Annotated in this window: 12 protein-coding genes and 2 pseudogenes; 10 read left to right on the top strand and 4 right to left on the bottom strand. The window is 68.8% G+C overall.

Annotated elements, in window-relative coordinates; translation table 11 throughout:
- Positions 1-34 precede the first annotated feature (34 nt).
- The 3 genes and pseudogenes from AB0N06_RS23010 to AB0N06_RS23000 form a co-directional block, all read left to right on the top strand.
- Positions 35-2,422 (top strand): annotated as a pseudogene (locus tag AB0N06_RS23010) (Tn3 family transposase); the annotation flags it as partial.
- Positions 2,423-2,571: 149 nt separating this feature from the next.
- On the top strand, positions 2,572-3,663 hold the full coding sequence (locus tag AB0N06_RS23005) for a tyrosine-type recombinase/integrase (protein ID WP_366136557.1): 1,092 nt from the start codon (positions 2,572-2,574) through the stop codon (positions 3,661-3,663).
- Between the two features lie 26 nt (positions 3,664-3,689).
- A complete protein-coding gene (locus tag AB0N06_RS23000) occupies positions 3,690-5,756 on the top strand; it encodes a site-specific integrase (RefSeq protein WP_366136556.1) in 2,067 nt (688 codons plus the stop codon).
- A 16-nt stretch (positions 5,757-5,772) separates the two neighbouring features.
- Here the strand turns inward: AB0N06_RS23000 and AB0N06_RS22995 are convergent, their stop codons facing one another.
- Positions 5,773-6,246 carry a hypothetical protein gene (locus AB0N06_RS22995; protein WP_366136614.1) on the bottom strand — a complete coding sequence of 158 codons (474 nt, stop codon included), beginning with the start codon at positions 6,244-6,246 and terminating at the stop codon, positions 5,773-5,775.
- A gap of 121 nt (positions 6,247-6,367) precedes the next feature.
- On the opposite strand from AB0N06_RS22995, the pseudogene AB0N06_RS22990 reads away from it, so the two are divergent.
- The 7 genes and pseudogenes from AB0N06_RS22990 to AB0N06_RS22960 form a co-directional block, all read left to right on the top strand.
- A pseudogene (locus AB0N06_RS22990) lies at positions 6,368-7,102 on the top strand (Tn3 family transposase); the annotation flags it as partial.
- A 137-nt stretch (positions 7,103-7,239) separates the two neighbouring features.
- Entirely contained in the window at positions 7,240-7,974 is a 735-nt protein-coding gene (locus AB0N06_RS22985; protein WP_366136555.1) for a MerR family transcriptional regulator, read from the top strand.
- Positions 7,971-8,810, top strand: a complete 840-nt coding sequence (locus AB0N06_RS22980) for a hypothetical protein (RefSeq protein WP_366136554.1) — start codon at positions 7,971-7,973, stop codon at positions 8,808-8,810. Before AB0N06_RS22985 ends, AB0N06_RS22980 begins: the two co-directional genes overlap by 4 nt.
- Positions 8,811-9,011: 201 nt before the next feature.
- Entirely contained in the window at positions 9,012-9,887 is an 876-nt protein-coding gene (locus AB0N06_RS22975; RefSeq protein ID WP_366136553.1) for a recombinase family protein, read from the top strand.
- Between the two features lie 79 nt (positions 9,888-9,966).
- The gene (locus tag AB0N06_RS22970; RefSeq protein ID WP_366136552.1) at positions 9,967-10,617 is read left to right on the top strand and encodes a recombinase family protein; all 651 of its coding nucleotides are present in this window, start codon (positions 9,967-9,969) and stop codon (positions 10,615-10,617) included.
- The gene (locus AB0N06_RS22965; RefSeq protein WP_366136551.1) at positions 10,614-11,228 is read left to right on the top strand and encodes a hypothetical protein; all 615 of its coding nucleotides are present in this window, start codon (positions 10,614-10,616) and stop codon (positions 11,226-11,228) included. The genes AB0N06_RS22970 and AB0N06_RS22965 overlap by 4 nt, the downstream gene beginning before the upstream one ends.
- Before the next feature lie 293 nt (positions 11,229-11,521).
- Positions 11,522-11,998, top strand: coding sequence for a hypothetical protein (locus AB0N06_RS22960; protein ID WP_366136550.1), 477 nt, complete (start codon positions 11,522-11,524; stop codon positions 11,996-11,998).
- Between the two features lie 33 nt (positions 11,999-12,031).
- Here the strand turns inward: AB0N06_RS22960 and AB0N06_RS22955 are convergent, their stop codons facing one another.
- From AB0N06_RS22955 to AB0N06_RS22945, 3 genes are read right to left on the bottom strand one after another with little or no spacing between them, the layout of a single operon-like run.
- On the bottom strand, positions 12,032-13,312 hold the full coding sequence (locus AB0N06_RS22955; RefSeq protein ID WP_366136549.1) for a hypothetical protein: 1,281 nt from the start codon (positions 13,310-13,312) through the stop codon (positions 12,032-12,034).
- Complete coding sequence (locus AB0N06_RS22950; protein ID WP_366136548.1) at positions 13,309-13,632, bottom strand: helix-turn-helix transcriptional regulator; 324 nt, start codon at positions 13,630-13,632, stop codon at positions 13,309-13,311. Before AB0N06_RS22950 ends, AB0N06_RS22955 begins: the two co-directional genes overlap by 4 nt.
- The gene (locus tag AB0N06_RS22945) at positions 13,629-14,705 is read right to left on the bottom strand and encodes a site-specific integrase (RefSeq protein WP_366136546.1); all 1,077 of its coding nucleotides are present in this window, start codon (positions 14,703-14,705) and stop codon (positions 13,629-13,631) included. The genes AB0N06_RS22950 and AB0N06_RS22945 overlap by 4 nt, the downstream gene beginning before the upstream one ends.
- Positions 14,706-15,045 lie beyond the last annotated feature (340 nt).

Here is a 15,045-nt window from a genome sequence, read left to right as displayed (position 1 = left end):
CGATCACGGGTGGGGCCTGGCTACGGTCCGCGTCATGCCGGTGGAGTTCTTAACTGATGATCAGGCCGAGGCGTACGGGAAGTTCGCCGAGGAGCCGACGAGACCCGAGTTGGAGCGGTTCTTCTTCCTGGACGATGTCGACCGGGATCTGATCGCGCTGCGGCGTACGAAGCATCATCAGCTGGGCTTCGCCCTCCAGATGTGCACGGTCCGCTACGTGGGGCTGTTTCTGGAGGACCCTCTCGTGGTGCCGTGGCCCGTGGTCGAGCACTTGGCCGTACAGCTCGGGATTCAGGACCCCTCGTGCGTGAAGCGGTACACCGAGCGGCTGAAGACGGCGTACGAGCACGCGTGGGAGATCCGGGATGCCTACGGCTACCACCCGTACGAAGATGCGGAGTGGGGGCGGAAGTTCCGGACGTTCCTGCACGGCCGGGCGTGGACCCATGCGGAGGGGCCGGTCGCGCTGTTCAACCAGGCGGTGGGCTGGCTGCGGCGGAACCGGGTGCTGCTGCCGGGTGTCTCGGTGCTGGCCCGGCAGGTGTCGGAGGTTCGCACGATCGCGGAGAAGCGGCTGCACGCCACCGTGGCCAGGGCGGCTCACCGCGCGGACCCTGCGCTGCCGGCGGACCTGGTGGCCACGCTGGTGACGCCGGAGGGCGGCCGGTACTCGGAGTTGGAGCGGCTGCGCCGGCCGCCGACGCGTACGACGGGCACGGCGTTCGCGCGGTCGCTGGAGCGCGTCGATGAGATCGGTGCGTTCCAGCTGGGGCGGTTGAAGCTGTCGCAGATCCCGCCGAACCGGCTCGCGGCGCTGGCCCGTTACGGCCTGGGGTCCAAGGCAGCGAGCCTGGAGCGGGCCGCGGAGCCCAAGCGCACGGCGATGCTCACCGCGGTGATGCGCCACCTTGAGGCCAAAGCGATCGATGAGGCCCTTGACCTGTTCTCGGTGCTGATGGCGACGAGGCTGATCAGCACGGCGAAGCGGGCGACGGACAAGGAGCGGCTCTCGACGCTTCCGCAGCTGGAGAAGGCGTCGCGGACCCTGGCGCGGGCGGCGAAGGTGCTGTTCGAGGAGCTGGAGCTGGTCGAGGCGCACGGCACGGATCTGGACGCTGCGGCACTGTGGCGGGCGGTGGAGGAGGTCGCGCCCCGGGCCGCGGTGATGAGTGCGGCCGTGCTGGTGGTCTCGCTGGTGCCGGAGGACGAGGACTCGGCGGCCGTCGCGATGCGGGCGGCGCTGGCCACCCGGTACAACACGGTGCGGCCGTTCCTGTCGCTGCTGGGCGAGTCGAAGGCGCTGGACGCGGCGACCGGCGGGAAGCGGGTGCTGGCCGGGGTGAAGCGGCTGCCCGCTCTGGCTCGGCGGCGGGTGAGGGACAAGCCGCTGCTGCCGCGCGAGGTCGATGACAAGCTGGTGCCGGCCGCGTGGCGCAAGGCGGTGTATGCCAACGCCGAGCTGCCGCCGGGGGCTGTGGACCGGGACGCATACGTGGTGTGCGTGCTGGAGCAGTTGCACCGCGCGCTTCAGCGCCGGGACGTGTTCGCCTCTCCCTCGCACCGCTGGTCCGACCCGCGCGCCCGGCTGCTGGATGGCACGGAGTGGGAGGCCGTTCGGGAGGACGTTCTGGCGGGTCTGAGCCTGGATATGCCGGTCGAGGAGCACCTGGCCGTGCTGGTGACGGCGCTGGATGCGGCGTGGAAGCAGATGGCGGAGCGGCTGGAGTCGGCTGGGCAAGACACGAAGGTCACCATCGAGGTCCCGCCGGGCGGCCGGGCGAAGCTGAACGTGTCGAAGCTCGGCGCGCTGGGCGAGCCGAAGTCCCTGACGTGGCTGCGGGGGCGGGTGGAGAAGATGCTCCCGAAGATCGACCTGCCGGAGCTGTTGTTCGAGGTGCACGGCTGGACCGGGTTCCTGGACGCGTTCGTGCACCTGGGCGACGGCACGACCCGCATGAAGGACCTGACCACCTCACTGGTGGCCCTCCTGGTCTCGGAGGCGTGCAACATTGGTATGACCCCGGTCATCAACCCCGCGCATGAGGCGCTTCACCGTTCCCGGCTGGTGCACGTCGACCAGTTCTACCTGCGGGCCGACACCATCGCCGCGGCGAACGCTGCACTGATCGAGGCGCAGGGCCAGGTGCCGATCGTGCGGTACTGGGGAGACGGGCTGCTGGCCTCAGTCGACGGATTGCGGTTCGTCGTTCCCGTCCGCACCATCAACGCCGCCCCGTCGCCGAAGTACTTCGGATTCAAGCGCGGCATCACCTGGCTCAACGCCGTCAACGACCAGGTCGCGGGCATCGGGCAGATGGTGGTGCCGGGCACGCCGCGCGACTCCCTGCACATCCTGGACGCCCTGCTGAACCTCGACGGCGGGGTGAAGCCGGAGATGGTCGCCACCGACAACGCCTCGTATTTAGTTACCTGGACACCTCACTCTCCGTTGGGAGTTGGGGGCGGCCATTGGGGCCGTCGGGTGCGATGGCCGTGGGGGTGTCCGTGCGGGTTCAGCAGCGTCGTGTGGAGGACGGCTCGACCGTTGTCGAGCTGCTCGACGAGGATGGGATGCCGGTCGAGGTCGTTGCGGGGTTCCTGCGGTTCCTCGGCGCTCGGGACTGTTCGCCGAACACGCTCGTCTCGTACGCCTACGACCTCCGGCATCTGTGGCGGTTCTTCGAGAGCCGGGGTCTGAGCTGGGAGCGGTTCAGTCCGCCGGACGCGATCGCGCTACTGGAGTACCTGCGGTCGGTGCCGTCCCGTCGTCCGCGTCGCCGGATGACGCTGTCGGTGGTGACGATGGATGCCGACGGGCCGGCGACCAAGCTCGCGGCGAGCACGGTGAACCGGATCCTGGCCGCGGTGTCCTCGTTCTACGAGTACGCGATCCTGGCCGGGCTGCTGGAGCGGGCCAACCCGATCGAGAAGCGCCCGGACCCCGCGTTGCAGCGCGTCTCCGAGCGGCACCGCCCGTTCATGGGCCGGGCCAGTCGGCAACGCCCCGTCCGTCGGGCCGTACGCGTCAAGACCGTTCAGCGGGTGCCCCGTCCCCTGGATGACGAGCAGGTCCAGCTGCTGCTCTCGCAGCTGCGAGGGCTGCGCGACCGGGCGATCGTGCTGCTGATGCTTCACGGCGGACTGCGGCCCGGCGAGGTCCTCGGCCTGCACCTTGACGATCTGGCCTACGGGCGGCGGCGCGTGGTGGTCCGCCATCGTGACGACCACCCCAAGGGCGCCCGGTCGAAGTCCCGCCAGGAGCGCGTCGTGGACCTGCACGAGGCGGAGACCCTGGCCACGGTCAGTGCCTATGTGATGAACGAGCGTCCGCAGGACGCTGACAGCCGGCTGGTGTTCCTCATCGGCGGCCGCGGCGCCCGACGGCTGGAGGCGCTGGGCTACGACGGGCTGGTGCGGATGTTCTCCCGGGCCTGCGCCCGCGCCGGCATCCGCGAGCCCTGGGTGACCCCGCATGCCCTGCGCCATACTCACGCGACCCGCATGTGGGAGGGCGGAATGCGAGAGCTGACGCTGCAGAAGCGACTCGGTCACGCCTCGCCGGAATCGACGCGTCTTTACACCCGGGTCTCCGACCCTGCAGTCGTCGCCGACTACCACCAGGCCCTGGACGCTCTGGGCAAGCCGCGGGAGGCCACTTCATGAGGGGCGGCCCGATCTCCACTGCGGCCATGGCCGCCAGCCCGGACCCGGTCCGCCGACAGCGCCCCCGGCACTGCCCCGACCACGAGTACGTGCGGTTCGTCCGCGGTCAGGACGGCTTCAACCACCACTACCTCAACGCCAAACTGCGCTTCTACCGGGCCTTTCTCGCACGGTGGCCGGACCTGGCCGCGTGGTTCGCCGAGCCGCTGGCCGACCGGGTGGGCCGACCGCCCGGCGAGTCCTTCCACTCCCCGTCGTTTCCCGCCTCGCACAAGGCCCGGCCCTACCTCACCTACCTCGGCCTGCGCGGATATGCGACGTTCGACTACCCGTGGATGTTCGCTGTTGGCCAGCTGCGTGTTCACGACCAGGCCGCGCTCGCCGGGATCGACCTGGGCACCACGGCCCTGGTCGAGGAGGCGATCGCCCTCGGCTACAGCGGACCGGCGGCGAAGCAGGCGATGCACTGGTCGGTGGCCAGGATCGTGCTCCGCAACGGCCTGACCGACGTCGACGACATCACCAGCGAGCACATCGACGAGGTCCTCGAAGCCATCCGCCTCTTCCCGGAAAACCCGGAGTTCGGGGCCTTCTACCCATCGGCAGAGCAGTTCTACGAGGGCCCGGCGAAATGCTGGATCACGCACCTGCACCAGCTGAAGGTGGTGCTCTTCCATCGCGGTCAGGTTGCCACGCAGCCGCGCAAGCTGATGCCGTCGTGGAAACCGGCCCTGGTGCTGCCGCCCCGGATGCAGGCCGTCGCGGAGAAGTGGCTCGTGGCCCGCCGGCTGACCGACGCGCCCTCGACGGTGGAGAAGCTGGAACTCGCGGTGCGGGTCTTCGGGCAGTGGCTCGGCGAACACCATCCCAGCATCACGACGTTCGCCAACGTCACGCGCCAGCACTGTCTGGACTGGATCGGTCACATCGCCGAGGCTCCGGCGCCGACGACGGGCAAACCGCTGGGTGTCATGTCGCGGATCCAGCGGATCTCCGGGCTGTCGCAGTTCTTCCGGGACACCGCGCTCTGGCAGTACGACGACGTGCCAGGCCACACCCTCATCGGCGCTGGCGACGCACCGAAGTACACCGAGAAGGTGCCGCGGTTCATCCCCGAGCAGGAACTCGGCCGGCTGATGCCCGCCATCGACGCGATCGCCTGCCCGTTCCAGCGGGCCGCCCTGCTGGTCGCCCGCTGGTCCGGAGCCCGCCGCACCGAGATCCAGCGCCTGCCGCTGGACTGCCTGGACCGCTACCCCGACGGAACCCCGCGGCTCCGCCTGTCCGGCCGCAAGACCTACAAAGAGCGCGTCGTCCCCCTGCACGAGGACGCCGCCGAGGCCCTGCAGAAGGTCATCGACCTGCGCAGACACGCACCGGAGCGGCCGTTCACCGACGAGCGCACCGGCGAGGAGATCCGCTACCTGTTCATGAGCCACGGCAAGCTGCTGTCGACGTACTACCTGTTCGAGACCCCGATCCAGGCCGCCTGCAAGGCCGTCGGCCTGGTCCGCCCCGGCGGACGCGGCAGCACCGGCCGCGGCACCGTCTCGGCCCACCGCTTCCGCCACACCGTCGGCACCCAGCTCGCCGAACGCGGCGCGAAACTCCACACCATCATGAAGGTCCTCGGACACACCTCCGTGAACATGGCCCTTGTCTATGCGCAGGTCAGCGACCAGGCGGTCCTGCGCGACTACCAGTCCGTGCTCGGCCCCGGCGCCACCATCGCCGGCCCGGCCGCCGACGAACTACGCAACGGCGCGCTGCCCGACACCTCGGTCGACTGGCTGAAGACGAACTTCTTCAAGACCGAACTCGAACTCGGCCGCTGCCTCCGGCTCCCCGCCGAAGGCCCCTGCGAGTGCGACCTCTACCTGACCTGCGCAAAGTTCGTCACCACACCTGAGTACGCACCACGGCTGCGAGCACGACGCGAGGTCGAGCTGACGCTCGCCCGCGACGCGGCCGACCGCGGCTGGGACCGCGAGGTCGAACGCCACCGCTGCACCAGCGAACGCATCGAGAGACTCCTATCCGACCTCGGTCAGCCCCTCAACGCTGAAGCAGAGGGGAACGGCTCCAGTGCGTGATCAACCCGTGGTGGAGCTACCGGAGCGGTCCTCGCTCGTCCACATACACAGTGGGATCCGACAAGAACACATCGGCGTCCACCGGGCCGTAGGCGATGTTGAAGGTGTCCATCCAGTACGACCAGTCCCGTATCCCTGCCGCGCTGCTGAAACGGTAGTTGAGCTGCCAGCGGACCCACTGTCCAGGTGCCAGACGGACAGCCGGAGGCCGTCGCGGCCGCGGGGGTATGCCAAACAAGGGCTGCACTCGGGGAAGCACCCTCAACCGGCCGTCGGCTTCACGGAGCTGAACATCGACCTTGCGCAGGTCTTCCTGTCCGCCACGGGGCTCGAAGCCGTCTTGCTCATGCATGCGGACCACGTGCGCAAACGGGGGCGGCGAAGCCGGGACAGTGAAGCCGACCGGGGCCGCGTTCCTACGGGCGGCAGCCTCTCCTCCCCGGGACTGCTTCGTCCAAGACGTCCGTATCCACTGGACGGTGATTTCCACGGTCGCCACCCCTGCCACTCCATCGAAGATCTCACTCTATGCGGGTGGCTACTCCGGCCGGCCCCGGCACCGATCCGAGTAACACGCCGAAAGAAGATCAACTTGAACTGTCCACATAAACAGCGACATCGTGTTCGGCATCTTCCGCATCCTGGGCTACAACTTCAGTCCCCGGTTCAAGGACCTAGACGACCAACGGTTCTGGCGCGCGTCCCTTCCCGGCGTAGAGACCGGCACGTACGGGCCGCTGGAGCCGCTGGCCCGCAACCGGGTCAACCTGAACAAGGTGATCACTCACTGGCCGGACATGCTCCGGGTCGCCGGTTCCCTGGTCACCAACCAGGTGCGCGCCTACGACCTGCTGCGGATGTTCGGACGCGAAGGCCACCCGACCCCGTTGGGGCAGGCATTCGCCGAGTACGGCCGGATCGCCAAGACCGAGCACCTGCTCCGCGTCGTCGACCCGGTCGACGATACCTACCGCCGCCAGATGAACCGCCAGCTCACCGTGCAGGAGTCCCGGCACAAGCTGGCCCGCGACGTGTGCCACGGCAAGCGCGGCACCATCCACCAGGCGTACCGGGACGGGATGGAGGACCAGCTCGGCTCACTGGGCCTGGTCCTCAACGCCGTGGTGCTCTGGACCACCCGGTACATCGACGCCGCCGTCGCCCGGCTCCGTGCCGAGGGACACGAGATCCGGGACGAGGACATCGCCCGCCTGTCCCCGCTCAAGCACCGCAACCTCAACGTCTTGGGCCGTTACAACTTCACCGCCTCCACCCCGGCTGGCGGCGCCCTACGCCCGCTTCGCGACCCGGACACAGTGGAACTCGACGAGGACGACGAGGAGTAGCGGGAGCGGACTCCGGCCAGATACGTGCGCTGGCGAAGACGTACCACTCCGGTGTGTAGACACGCTTGAATCGTTTTGCGCCCAACGATACTTTCAGCGCTTGACCTTGACGCAACGGCAGGGTTTCTACTGGCGGCATGCGAATCGGAGAGATCGCCGCGCTCGTGGGGCTCACCACCCGGGCGATCCGGCACTACCACCATGTCGGGCTGCTTCCGGAACCGGAGCGGCGCCCCAACGGCTACCGGGCCTACAGCGTCCGCGACGCCGTCCTGCTCGCCAGGGTGCGCCGGCTCACCGAACTCGGCCTCAGCCTCGATGAAGTGCGCGACGCCCTCGCCGACGATGCCGGGCGCGAACTGACCGAGATATTGGAAGAACTCGACGCCGACCTGGCCCGCCAGGAAGCCGACATCAGGGAGCGCCGCTGCCGGCTCGGCGCCCTGCTCGCCGAGCCGCCCGGCGCGACCGGGCCCTTCTCACCCGCCCTCACCGCACTGCTGGCACAGGCACCCCGAACAGACTCGCCGAGCGCGGCCAAGGACCGCGAGTTCCTCACGCTGCTGGACGCCACCAGCACCGGTAACCAAGAGATTTTCGCGCTGCTCGGGACGCTGGTCGCCGATCCCGCGGTTGGCGAACTGTATGAACGCCTCGACGGGCTCGCCGAAGCCCCGACCGACGATCCGAGGATCGCACCCCTGGCAGCTGACCTGATGGCAGCCGTCCCCGAGGAGCTGTTCGCCGCGATCCCCGAGGACGGGGTGGTCGTGACCGGGTTCAAGGAGGCGCTGCTCGCCGAGTACACCCCCGCGCAGGCGGAAGTCGTGGGCCGGCTCATGGAGGCTTTCATGGAAAGGGGCCGGGGATGAGCGGCCGGCCAAGGGGCGTACGGGCGGCGCGGGTCGCGGTAGCCGCCGTACTGCCGGGGGAACTGGCCCTGGCGGCCTGCCTCGTGGCCGGGGTCCGGCCGCCCGGGTGGGCGCTGGCGGGCGCCGAGGCGCTGGTGCTCGCAGTACTGCTGCTGGAAGCCTGGGTGCTGCGCTCTCTGTACGTCGCCGCACGCGCCCGCGGCGCGGACCGCCGGGCAGCGCGGAAAGCCGCCGTTCGGGAGGCGGTGCCGGTGACGGTCCGCCGCCTGGTCCTCCACGAACTGCGCGCCCTCGCCTCCCTGGGGCGGTGGGTCCGGCGCGGCACCCACGGGGTGCGCCCCGGGGACCTCGCTGCCGCGTATACCGGGCCCCAGACCGCGATGATGTACGGGCTGCTCTTCGTGATGGTGATCGAGACGGTGGGCCTGGCCTTCCTCATCCCTTGGCCGGCAGTCCACCGGGTGATCCTGATACTCGACCTGTACGGCGTCGTCCTTGTGCTGGCTCTGCACGCCGCCTGCGTCACCCGGCCGCACGTCGTGCGCCCCGACGGTTCTCTGCGGATCCGCTACGGAGCCCTCTTCGACCTCGCCGTACCGCCGGACGCGGTCGCCTCGGTCCGGGTCGACCGGCGCTATCCCGAGGGCGGCCTGATCACCCTCTCCGAGGACGGGGTCCTCGACCTGATCGTGGGCAGCCAGACCTCGGTGACCCTGGAACTGAACCGGCCACTCCCCTTCACCCGCCCGCTCGGCGCGACGGAAGAGGCCCGCACCATCCGCTTCCATGCCGACGACCCGCGCGCGCTGGTCAGCGCGCTCCGTCAGCCCGCCTGAGCACACATCTTCGCCGCGACGTGGCGCCAGGCAAGGCGCTCCGATCGGTTGCACGTTCGACTTCTCTGTATTCTCACAAATGAGTAGTTCTGCGAACGATCAAGCCGCCCCGAAGAGTGTCCGGTTCGTCCCCGATCCCGGTTCTCAGAACCTCTCGCAGAACAGCCTTCGCACAAAGCTCCCTCAGGTAGCTTCTGAGACATGAGCCAGCCCGCCGAACCGGCCGCCGCCGTCGAACAGTTCGACTGCCCCACCTGCTCCGTCCCCGCCGGAAGCACCTGCCGCACCCGCGGCGGCAAAGTCGCCCCGAAGTACCACACCCCCCGCTTCATGCTCGTCCCCCAGCTCCGCGCCAAACTCGAAGTCCGCACCCCCGCCGACCGCGGCCCCGGCCGCGCGTGGGAAATGGGCCCCGCCCTCGACGCCTCGGTGCCCGAGGCCACGGCGAAGCCCACGAGAGTGGGTTACGCCCGTTGCAGCACCGCCCAGCAAGAACTCCAGAGCCAGCTCGACGCCCTGGCGGAAGCCGGGTGCGACCCGGTCTTCTCGGAGAAGATCAGCACCCGCATCAAGGTGCGGCCCGAGTTCGTCAAGGCGATGGACTTCGCCCGCACCATCAAGAAGGCCGTCCCCCACCAACGGGTGATCCTCACCGTGCACGAGATGAAGCGGCTGGGACGCGGCGCCGCCGAACTCCTCGCCATCGCCGACGACCTGCGCACCAACGACATCGAACTCGAACTCCTCACCGGCCCCCTCCAAGGGATCTACGACCCCTCCGGGCACGGCGCCGCCCTCTTCGCGTTCTTCGCCGGCATGGCCGAGTCCGAACGCGAGTACATCCGCGAGAAATCCCTCGAAGGACAGGCATCCGCCCGCGACCGCGGCCGCCACGGCGGACGCCCCAAGGTCTTCGACGACGACATGGCCCACTACGCCCGCACCCTGCGCGCCGGCGGCGTCCCCGTACCTGACATCGCCGCCAAGCTCTTCATCCCCACCGGCAAGAACAAGGGCCAGAACCCATCCGTCGCCTCCGTCTACCGCGTCCTCGCAGAGGACGAACCGCAGACCTGAGCAGCCGCCCACAGCGCCCAGATCACGCTGCTATCCCTTCCGGCCGTATCTCGGCTGACCCCCAACAAAGCCCACGAGGGTGGGGTATGCCCGTTGCAGTACCGCCCAGCAGGAGCTCCAGAGCCAGCTCGACGCCCTGGAGGAGGCAGGCTGTGATCCGGTCTTCTCGGAGAAGATCAGCACCCGGATCAGGGTGCGGCCGGAGTTCGTCAAGGCGATGGACTTCGCCCGCACCATCAAGAGGGCCGTCCCGCATCAACGGGTGATCTTCACCGTGCACGAGATGAAGCGCCTGGGCCGCGGCGCCGCCGAGCTGCTGGCCATCGCCGAAGATCTGCGTCACCACGACATCCAGCTCGAACTCCTCACCGGCCCCCTCCAGGGCGTCTACGACCCCTCCGGGCACGGCGTCGCCCTCTTCGCATTCTTCGCCGGCATGGCCGAGTCCGAGCGCGAGTACATCCGGGAGAAGTCCCTGGAAGGCCAGGCGTCCGCCCGCGAGCGCGGCCGTCACGGCGGGCGGCCCAAGGTCGTCGACGACGACATGGCCGACTACGCCCGCAGCCTGCGCGCCAACGGCGTGCCCGTACCGCAGATCGCCCAGAGGCTCGTCATCACCTCGGGCAAGAACAAGGGCCAGCGCCCCTCGGTCGCCACGGTCTACCGCATCCTTGCTGAGGACGAACAGTCCGAGACGGCCCTGGAGAATCAGACGGGATCACAGTCGTGACTATCGAGGGCGTCGCGGCTGTCGCGACCGTCGCCATCACAGCGGTGGGCCTTCCGGCCGTCTACTGGCAGGCCCGCACCGCAGTCCGGGCGGCCCGCAGCCCTGTCGCCGCAGCCGGGGTGACCGCCCGCGCCCAGCACGCTCAGGATCGCCGGACCGCTCAGCGTGCCGCCTTCCTCGAACTGCTCGCCGCCGTGCGGACCCTCCGAGACGCCGACGCCCGGGCCCGTGACGCCGCCTTGTTCTGCCACTTGGTCAGGAATCGCGACAACGAGAGCGACGCCCGTCGCACGGAGGCCGAGGAGGAGCGTTCCCAGGCCATCGACGCGGTCGCGGAGGCGTACGACGCTCTGCACAAGGCGGCGGCCTTGGTCACGCTCGAAGGCCCTGACGAACTGCTCGGCTTCCTTGACTCCCTGACCAGGATCGGCCGATCGCTCATCTACGTCTGCCAAATCGTGCCGCCGGATGCCGAAAACGAGCGAGTACTGGTGTCAGAGGGCGAAGCGGTGCCTCCGAACCGGGTTCGGGAGATGTACGACGAGGCCGAGCGCGCGTTCGTCACCGCCGCCCGCCGCTATCTCAACGGCGATCCACCCGGCCTGACCTGACTATCGGCCAGGCATGCGAACCGGCTCGACGGCCTTCGATCCGAAAGCTACTGGCAGGTTACTTGTCACCTGGGTCGCTGCTCGTTAACGGCACGTCGGCCGTGGGTTCAGCGTGACTGTGGTGCTTTCACCGGGAATCCACGGTGCCTTCGGTCGGCAAGCTCGAAAGTGCGGTGGGTTCGTCGCTGCTGAATCGGCAAGATGCTCATTCGCTGTCGGTGATGAGGACTCTTGAAAACGGCCCATGAGACAGTCGGGCACGGCTCACCGATCGTCACCGAGGAGAAGGATCCATGAGAGCGTTGCCCGCCGTCACTGGCCGTGATGAGTTCGATGTTTTGGTCGTCAGGACCGACTACCACGACGGCCAGGCGTGGCAGGACGTCGCGGCGGCGCTGATGCAGCCCTGGGGAGACAGGCAGTACGAGGCGCACGTCCACTTCATCGACGATCCGACCTGGGCAGGGGCGACCGTTGACGAGGTGCTGACTGCGGTCTGCGCCGACGACAACCTGGCCGTTGTCTTTCTCGCCGACCGTACAACCATGCAGGCCGAAAGCCACGCACTGCTGGCGGTCACCACGCTGACGCGGGAGGAGTGCGCGGGCGATGAGGACTACGAACAGCTGAGCGAGTTCGGCCGCGATTTCCGCACTATCCCCGCAGGGGTCCACGACGTCCACGCGAACCTGAGCATCGGCAACCTGGGCTTCGAGGAGTACGCGGCATGGGCTCACGATGATCCCGAGGGGATATACCGGTCCTTCTGAACGGGGCTCCCGAAACTGCGGACAGAGCCGAAATCAAGAATCTTCATCATCGGCGGTCTGCTCGATCTGGTCGTCGAGCAGGTTCTGGGCGATGGCCGCATAGCGGCTCGCGGTGGTGTGGGACAGGTCGAAGACCAGGGCGAGGTGCAGCGGGTCAGCACCGACGGTCAGCGCCTCGTGCAGCACCCGGTCGCCGCGGATGCGTTCGAGGTAGACGCCCTGGTGCAGCAGATGCCGCTTGAGGTATTCCGCACTGACAGGCCCGGTTTCCAGGGCGGTCTTCGCGTTGATCAATACGTGCCGGTTGGGGGTCTTCGGCCAGGTGATGCGACGCTGGGCGAGCCAGGCCAGCAGGGTCTGGTGAGGCAGTTCGCCGAGCCGTTGGGTGTGTCCGGCGATGGTGATCCGGCGGTTGGGCAGGTCGAGGTCGTCCAAAGTGAGGCGTCGGATGGCCGTAGCGCGGGCGGCGTGGACGGCGGCCAGGGCGACGATCAGCCGTTGCGCTGGGGTGACGGCGATCCGCTGGACGGTGAGGACCTCGGCGTCGGTCATCGGCAGCAGGCTGCGCGGGATGGCTTCGGTCTTGAGGCGGGTGGTGGGGTTGGCGAAGATCAGGCCGCGCTTCTTGGCGAAGCGAAACAGTGAGCGTAGTGCGGCGATGGCGTTGCGTTGCTGCCATCCGCGTAGGGGTGACAGCGCGGCCGTGACATCGGCGACGGTGATCTCGCGCAAGTGCCCACGGGTCGTCGCCCAGTCCTCCAGCAGCTGGCGGACGCAGCCGAAGTAGACGTAAAGGCAGGTGTGGGACCGGGGCTTGGCACGGCTGTCGCCGTCGAGCAGGACCAGCAGCCAGGCGCGAACGTCACTAGCGAAGCCGGCGGGCAGCTCGGTGGTGCGGTCCTCGATCCAGGAGCGGATTGCCAACACACTGTCGTCTTCGAGCAGTTCGAGGTCGGTGAGGACCTCGGCGACCCGATGGCTGGAAGCGTGTCGCGGTATTCGCGTACGGACTTCGGTGAGCTTCACCGGTTTGCCGGGCGGGCGGTCGGCCAGCACCGCTGTCAGGCCGTCCATCGCGCACCGGATGAGTGACGGTGACCATCCGTTGGCCTCGCCGAGCTGCTTGGCATGGGCCGCGGCCGACCGCAGCGCAGGGTTGTCCGAGGCCAGCGCGGGGTGCTGCCAGCGCGGCGGGGGCGGGATACCCGCCTTGCGCCGGTAATACGAGGCCAGGGCACGGCAGTTGTGGTCGCAGTAGGCCCGGTCACGCCGTGATCCGTCGGGCAGCGGCTTGCCGCAGTGCACGCAGTTCATCGAGGCGGCAGGGACCTGCCGGTGCGGGCGCGTGGGGCGATGGCACGGGCCTGGCCCACCGCGGCGGCCTGCGAGTCCGTCGCCGGCGTCGGCTCCGGCACCCGTTCCGGCTCGGGCAGGAGCAGTTCCTCGACACCGCAGCCGAGCACGGCGCAGATGACGTCCAGCTCGTCGAGCTTGACGGTGTTCGGCTGGCCGGACCACAGCCCCGACATCTTCCCCGCGCTGATCACCACACCGCGTTCGGCGAGCATCCGCTGGAGTTCGCTGGCCTTCCAGATGCCGCGGTTGGCGGCCGCCAGGCGAAGGTTCCACTTCACTGGGCCAGTCCTTTCCATCGGTCGGTGGCGCGCTGCTGTCCGGCGACCCAGGCGTCTTCGACATGGGTGCCGTGGACGTGGATGTACCGGGCCGTGGTTCCGGTCCAGGTATGTCCGAGTAGTTCTTGGATGGCGAACAAGGTCATGCCAGCGAGATAGAGCTGGGAGGCACAAAAATGCCGCAGCACGTGCGGGGTGAGCTTCCCGGCCCAGGTAGGCAGGTGCTGGGCCGCGGCGTCGGCCAGCGACCGGCGGAAGACGTCGGCGGTCGCCCGCGAGCAGGAGCCATCCCGGTTCTTGCGCTCGGAGGGGAACAGCGGGGCGCCCGGGCGGGTGTGGTCGGCATCGAAGTGGCCCCACACGTCTTCGACGAACCAGCGCAGGTTGCGGTCGGCGCCGTTGATCAGCGGCACCAGCCGCGGCTTCGGTCCACGCCGCCGGGATCCCTTGCCGTGCCGGACGTTGACCTTGCCGAACCGGCCCAGCTCCCACCGGATGTCGTCCAGGTCGAGCATCCGTGCCTCGTTGATCCGCAGTCCCACGTCGGCCGCCAGCCGGGCGACCGCGTAGTTGCGGGCGGCCGGGCCGAACTTGCGGCAGGTCACCAGCTGCTCGCGCCATCCGGCGAATAGCGTCTCGATCTCCGCCTCGCTGGGCGGGATCCGCAGTTGCGGTTCCACCGAGGCCCGCGGCCGGTTCATCTCATCCAGCGGGCACTCGACCACATGGCCGGTGAGGTTGTGCAGCTCAACCTTGTGCCGCAGCTCAAGGAACTGGAAGAACACCGCCAGCGCGCCCGCCCGCCCGGTCCGCGTCGAGGGCTTGGCGTCGCGGAGCACTTTGCCGAAGTAGACGTCGGCGTCGGCCGGCTCCATCTCCCACAACGGACGGCCGAACCAGTCCCGGATCAGCTCCAGGTGGTTGGTGTCGTTGCGGATCGTGCTGTCGACCAGACCGGCCGACGCCCGCGCGAGCACGAACCCGGCCAGCACATCAGTCTCGAACTCGGCGAGCTCCTCCTCGTTCACCGGCGCCCGGTACTCGCGCAGATCGCGTACTACGGCCAGAGCCAACCCACGCCTCCACGACTTCACCCAGACTGAAGGAATCCCGACAGGGATGAGGGTTGCGCACTACGGGCGAGGTTGGGTCAGAACGGTCTGCGGCCACCCGAACGAGGTAACAGGCCCAGGTCCAGGCACTCTCAGTCGTGCCAGACGCTGGGGGATGAACGCGGAACTCGGGGACTATTGCTCACCCGTGATGGCTGCGGGCGCCCTTGTCGTGTGCCGGACGGTCAGCGGTCGACGACGTCCTTGTCGAGGTCGCGGTGGGGGTTGAGCCGAGATACGGGAGATCCCCGCCATGGCGGGGATCTCCCGTATCTCGGCTCAACCCCCACCGCGACCTCGA

The sequence above is a fragment of the Streptomyces sp. NPDC051020 genome, from assembly GCF_040683105.1.
Taxonomy (GTDB): domain Bacteria; phylum Actinomycetota; class Actinomycetes; order Streptomycetales; family Streptomycetaceae; genus Streptomyces.
This window is presented reverse-complemented; position numbering and strand designations above follow the sequence as displayed.

Bases quoted from the DNA above. Each gene is read 5' to 3' on its own strand.
- AB0N06_RS23005 (WP_366136557.1), top strand. From the start codon at position 2,572: ATGCCGGTCGAGGTCGTTGCGGGGTTCCTGCGGTTCCTCGGCGCTCGG.
- AB0N06_RS23000 (WP_366136556.1), top strand. From the start codon at position 3,690: ATGGCCGCCAGCCCGGACCCGGTCCGCCGACAGCGCCCCCGGCACTGC.
- AB0N06_RS22985 (WP_366136555.1), top strand. From the start codon at position 7,240: ATGCGAATCGGAGAGATCGCCGCGCTCGTGGGGCTCACCACCCGGGCG.
- AB0N06_RS22980 (WP_366136554.1), top strand. From the start codon at position 7,971: ATGAGCGGCCGGCCAAGGGGCGTACGGGCGGCGCGGGTCGCGGTAGCC.
- AB0N06_RS22975 (WP_366136553.1), top strand. From the start codon at position 9,012: ATGAGCCAGCCCGCCGAACCGGCCGCCGCCGTCGAACAGTTCGACTGC.
- AB0N06_RS22960 (WP_366136550.1), top strand. From the start codon at position 11,522: ATGAGAGCGTTGCCCGCCGTCACTGGCCGTGATGAGTTCGATGTTTTG.
- AB0N06_RS22955 (WP_366136549.1), bottom strand. From the start codon at position 13,312: ATGAACTGCGTGCACTGCGGCAAGCCGCTGCCCGACGGATCACGGCGT.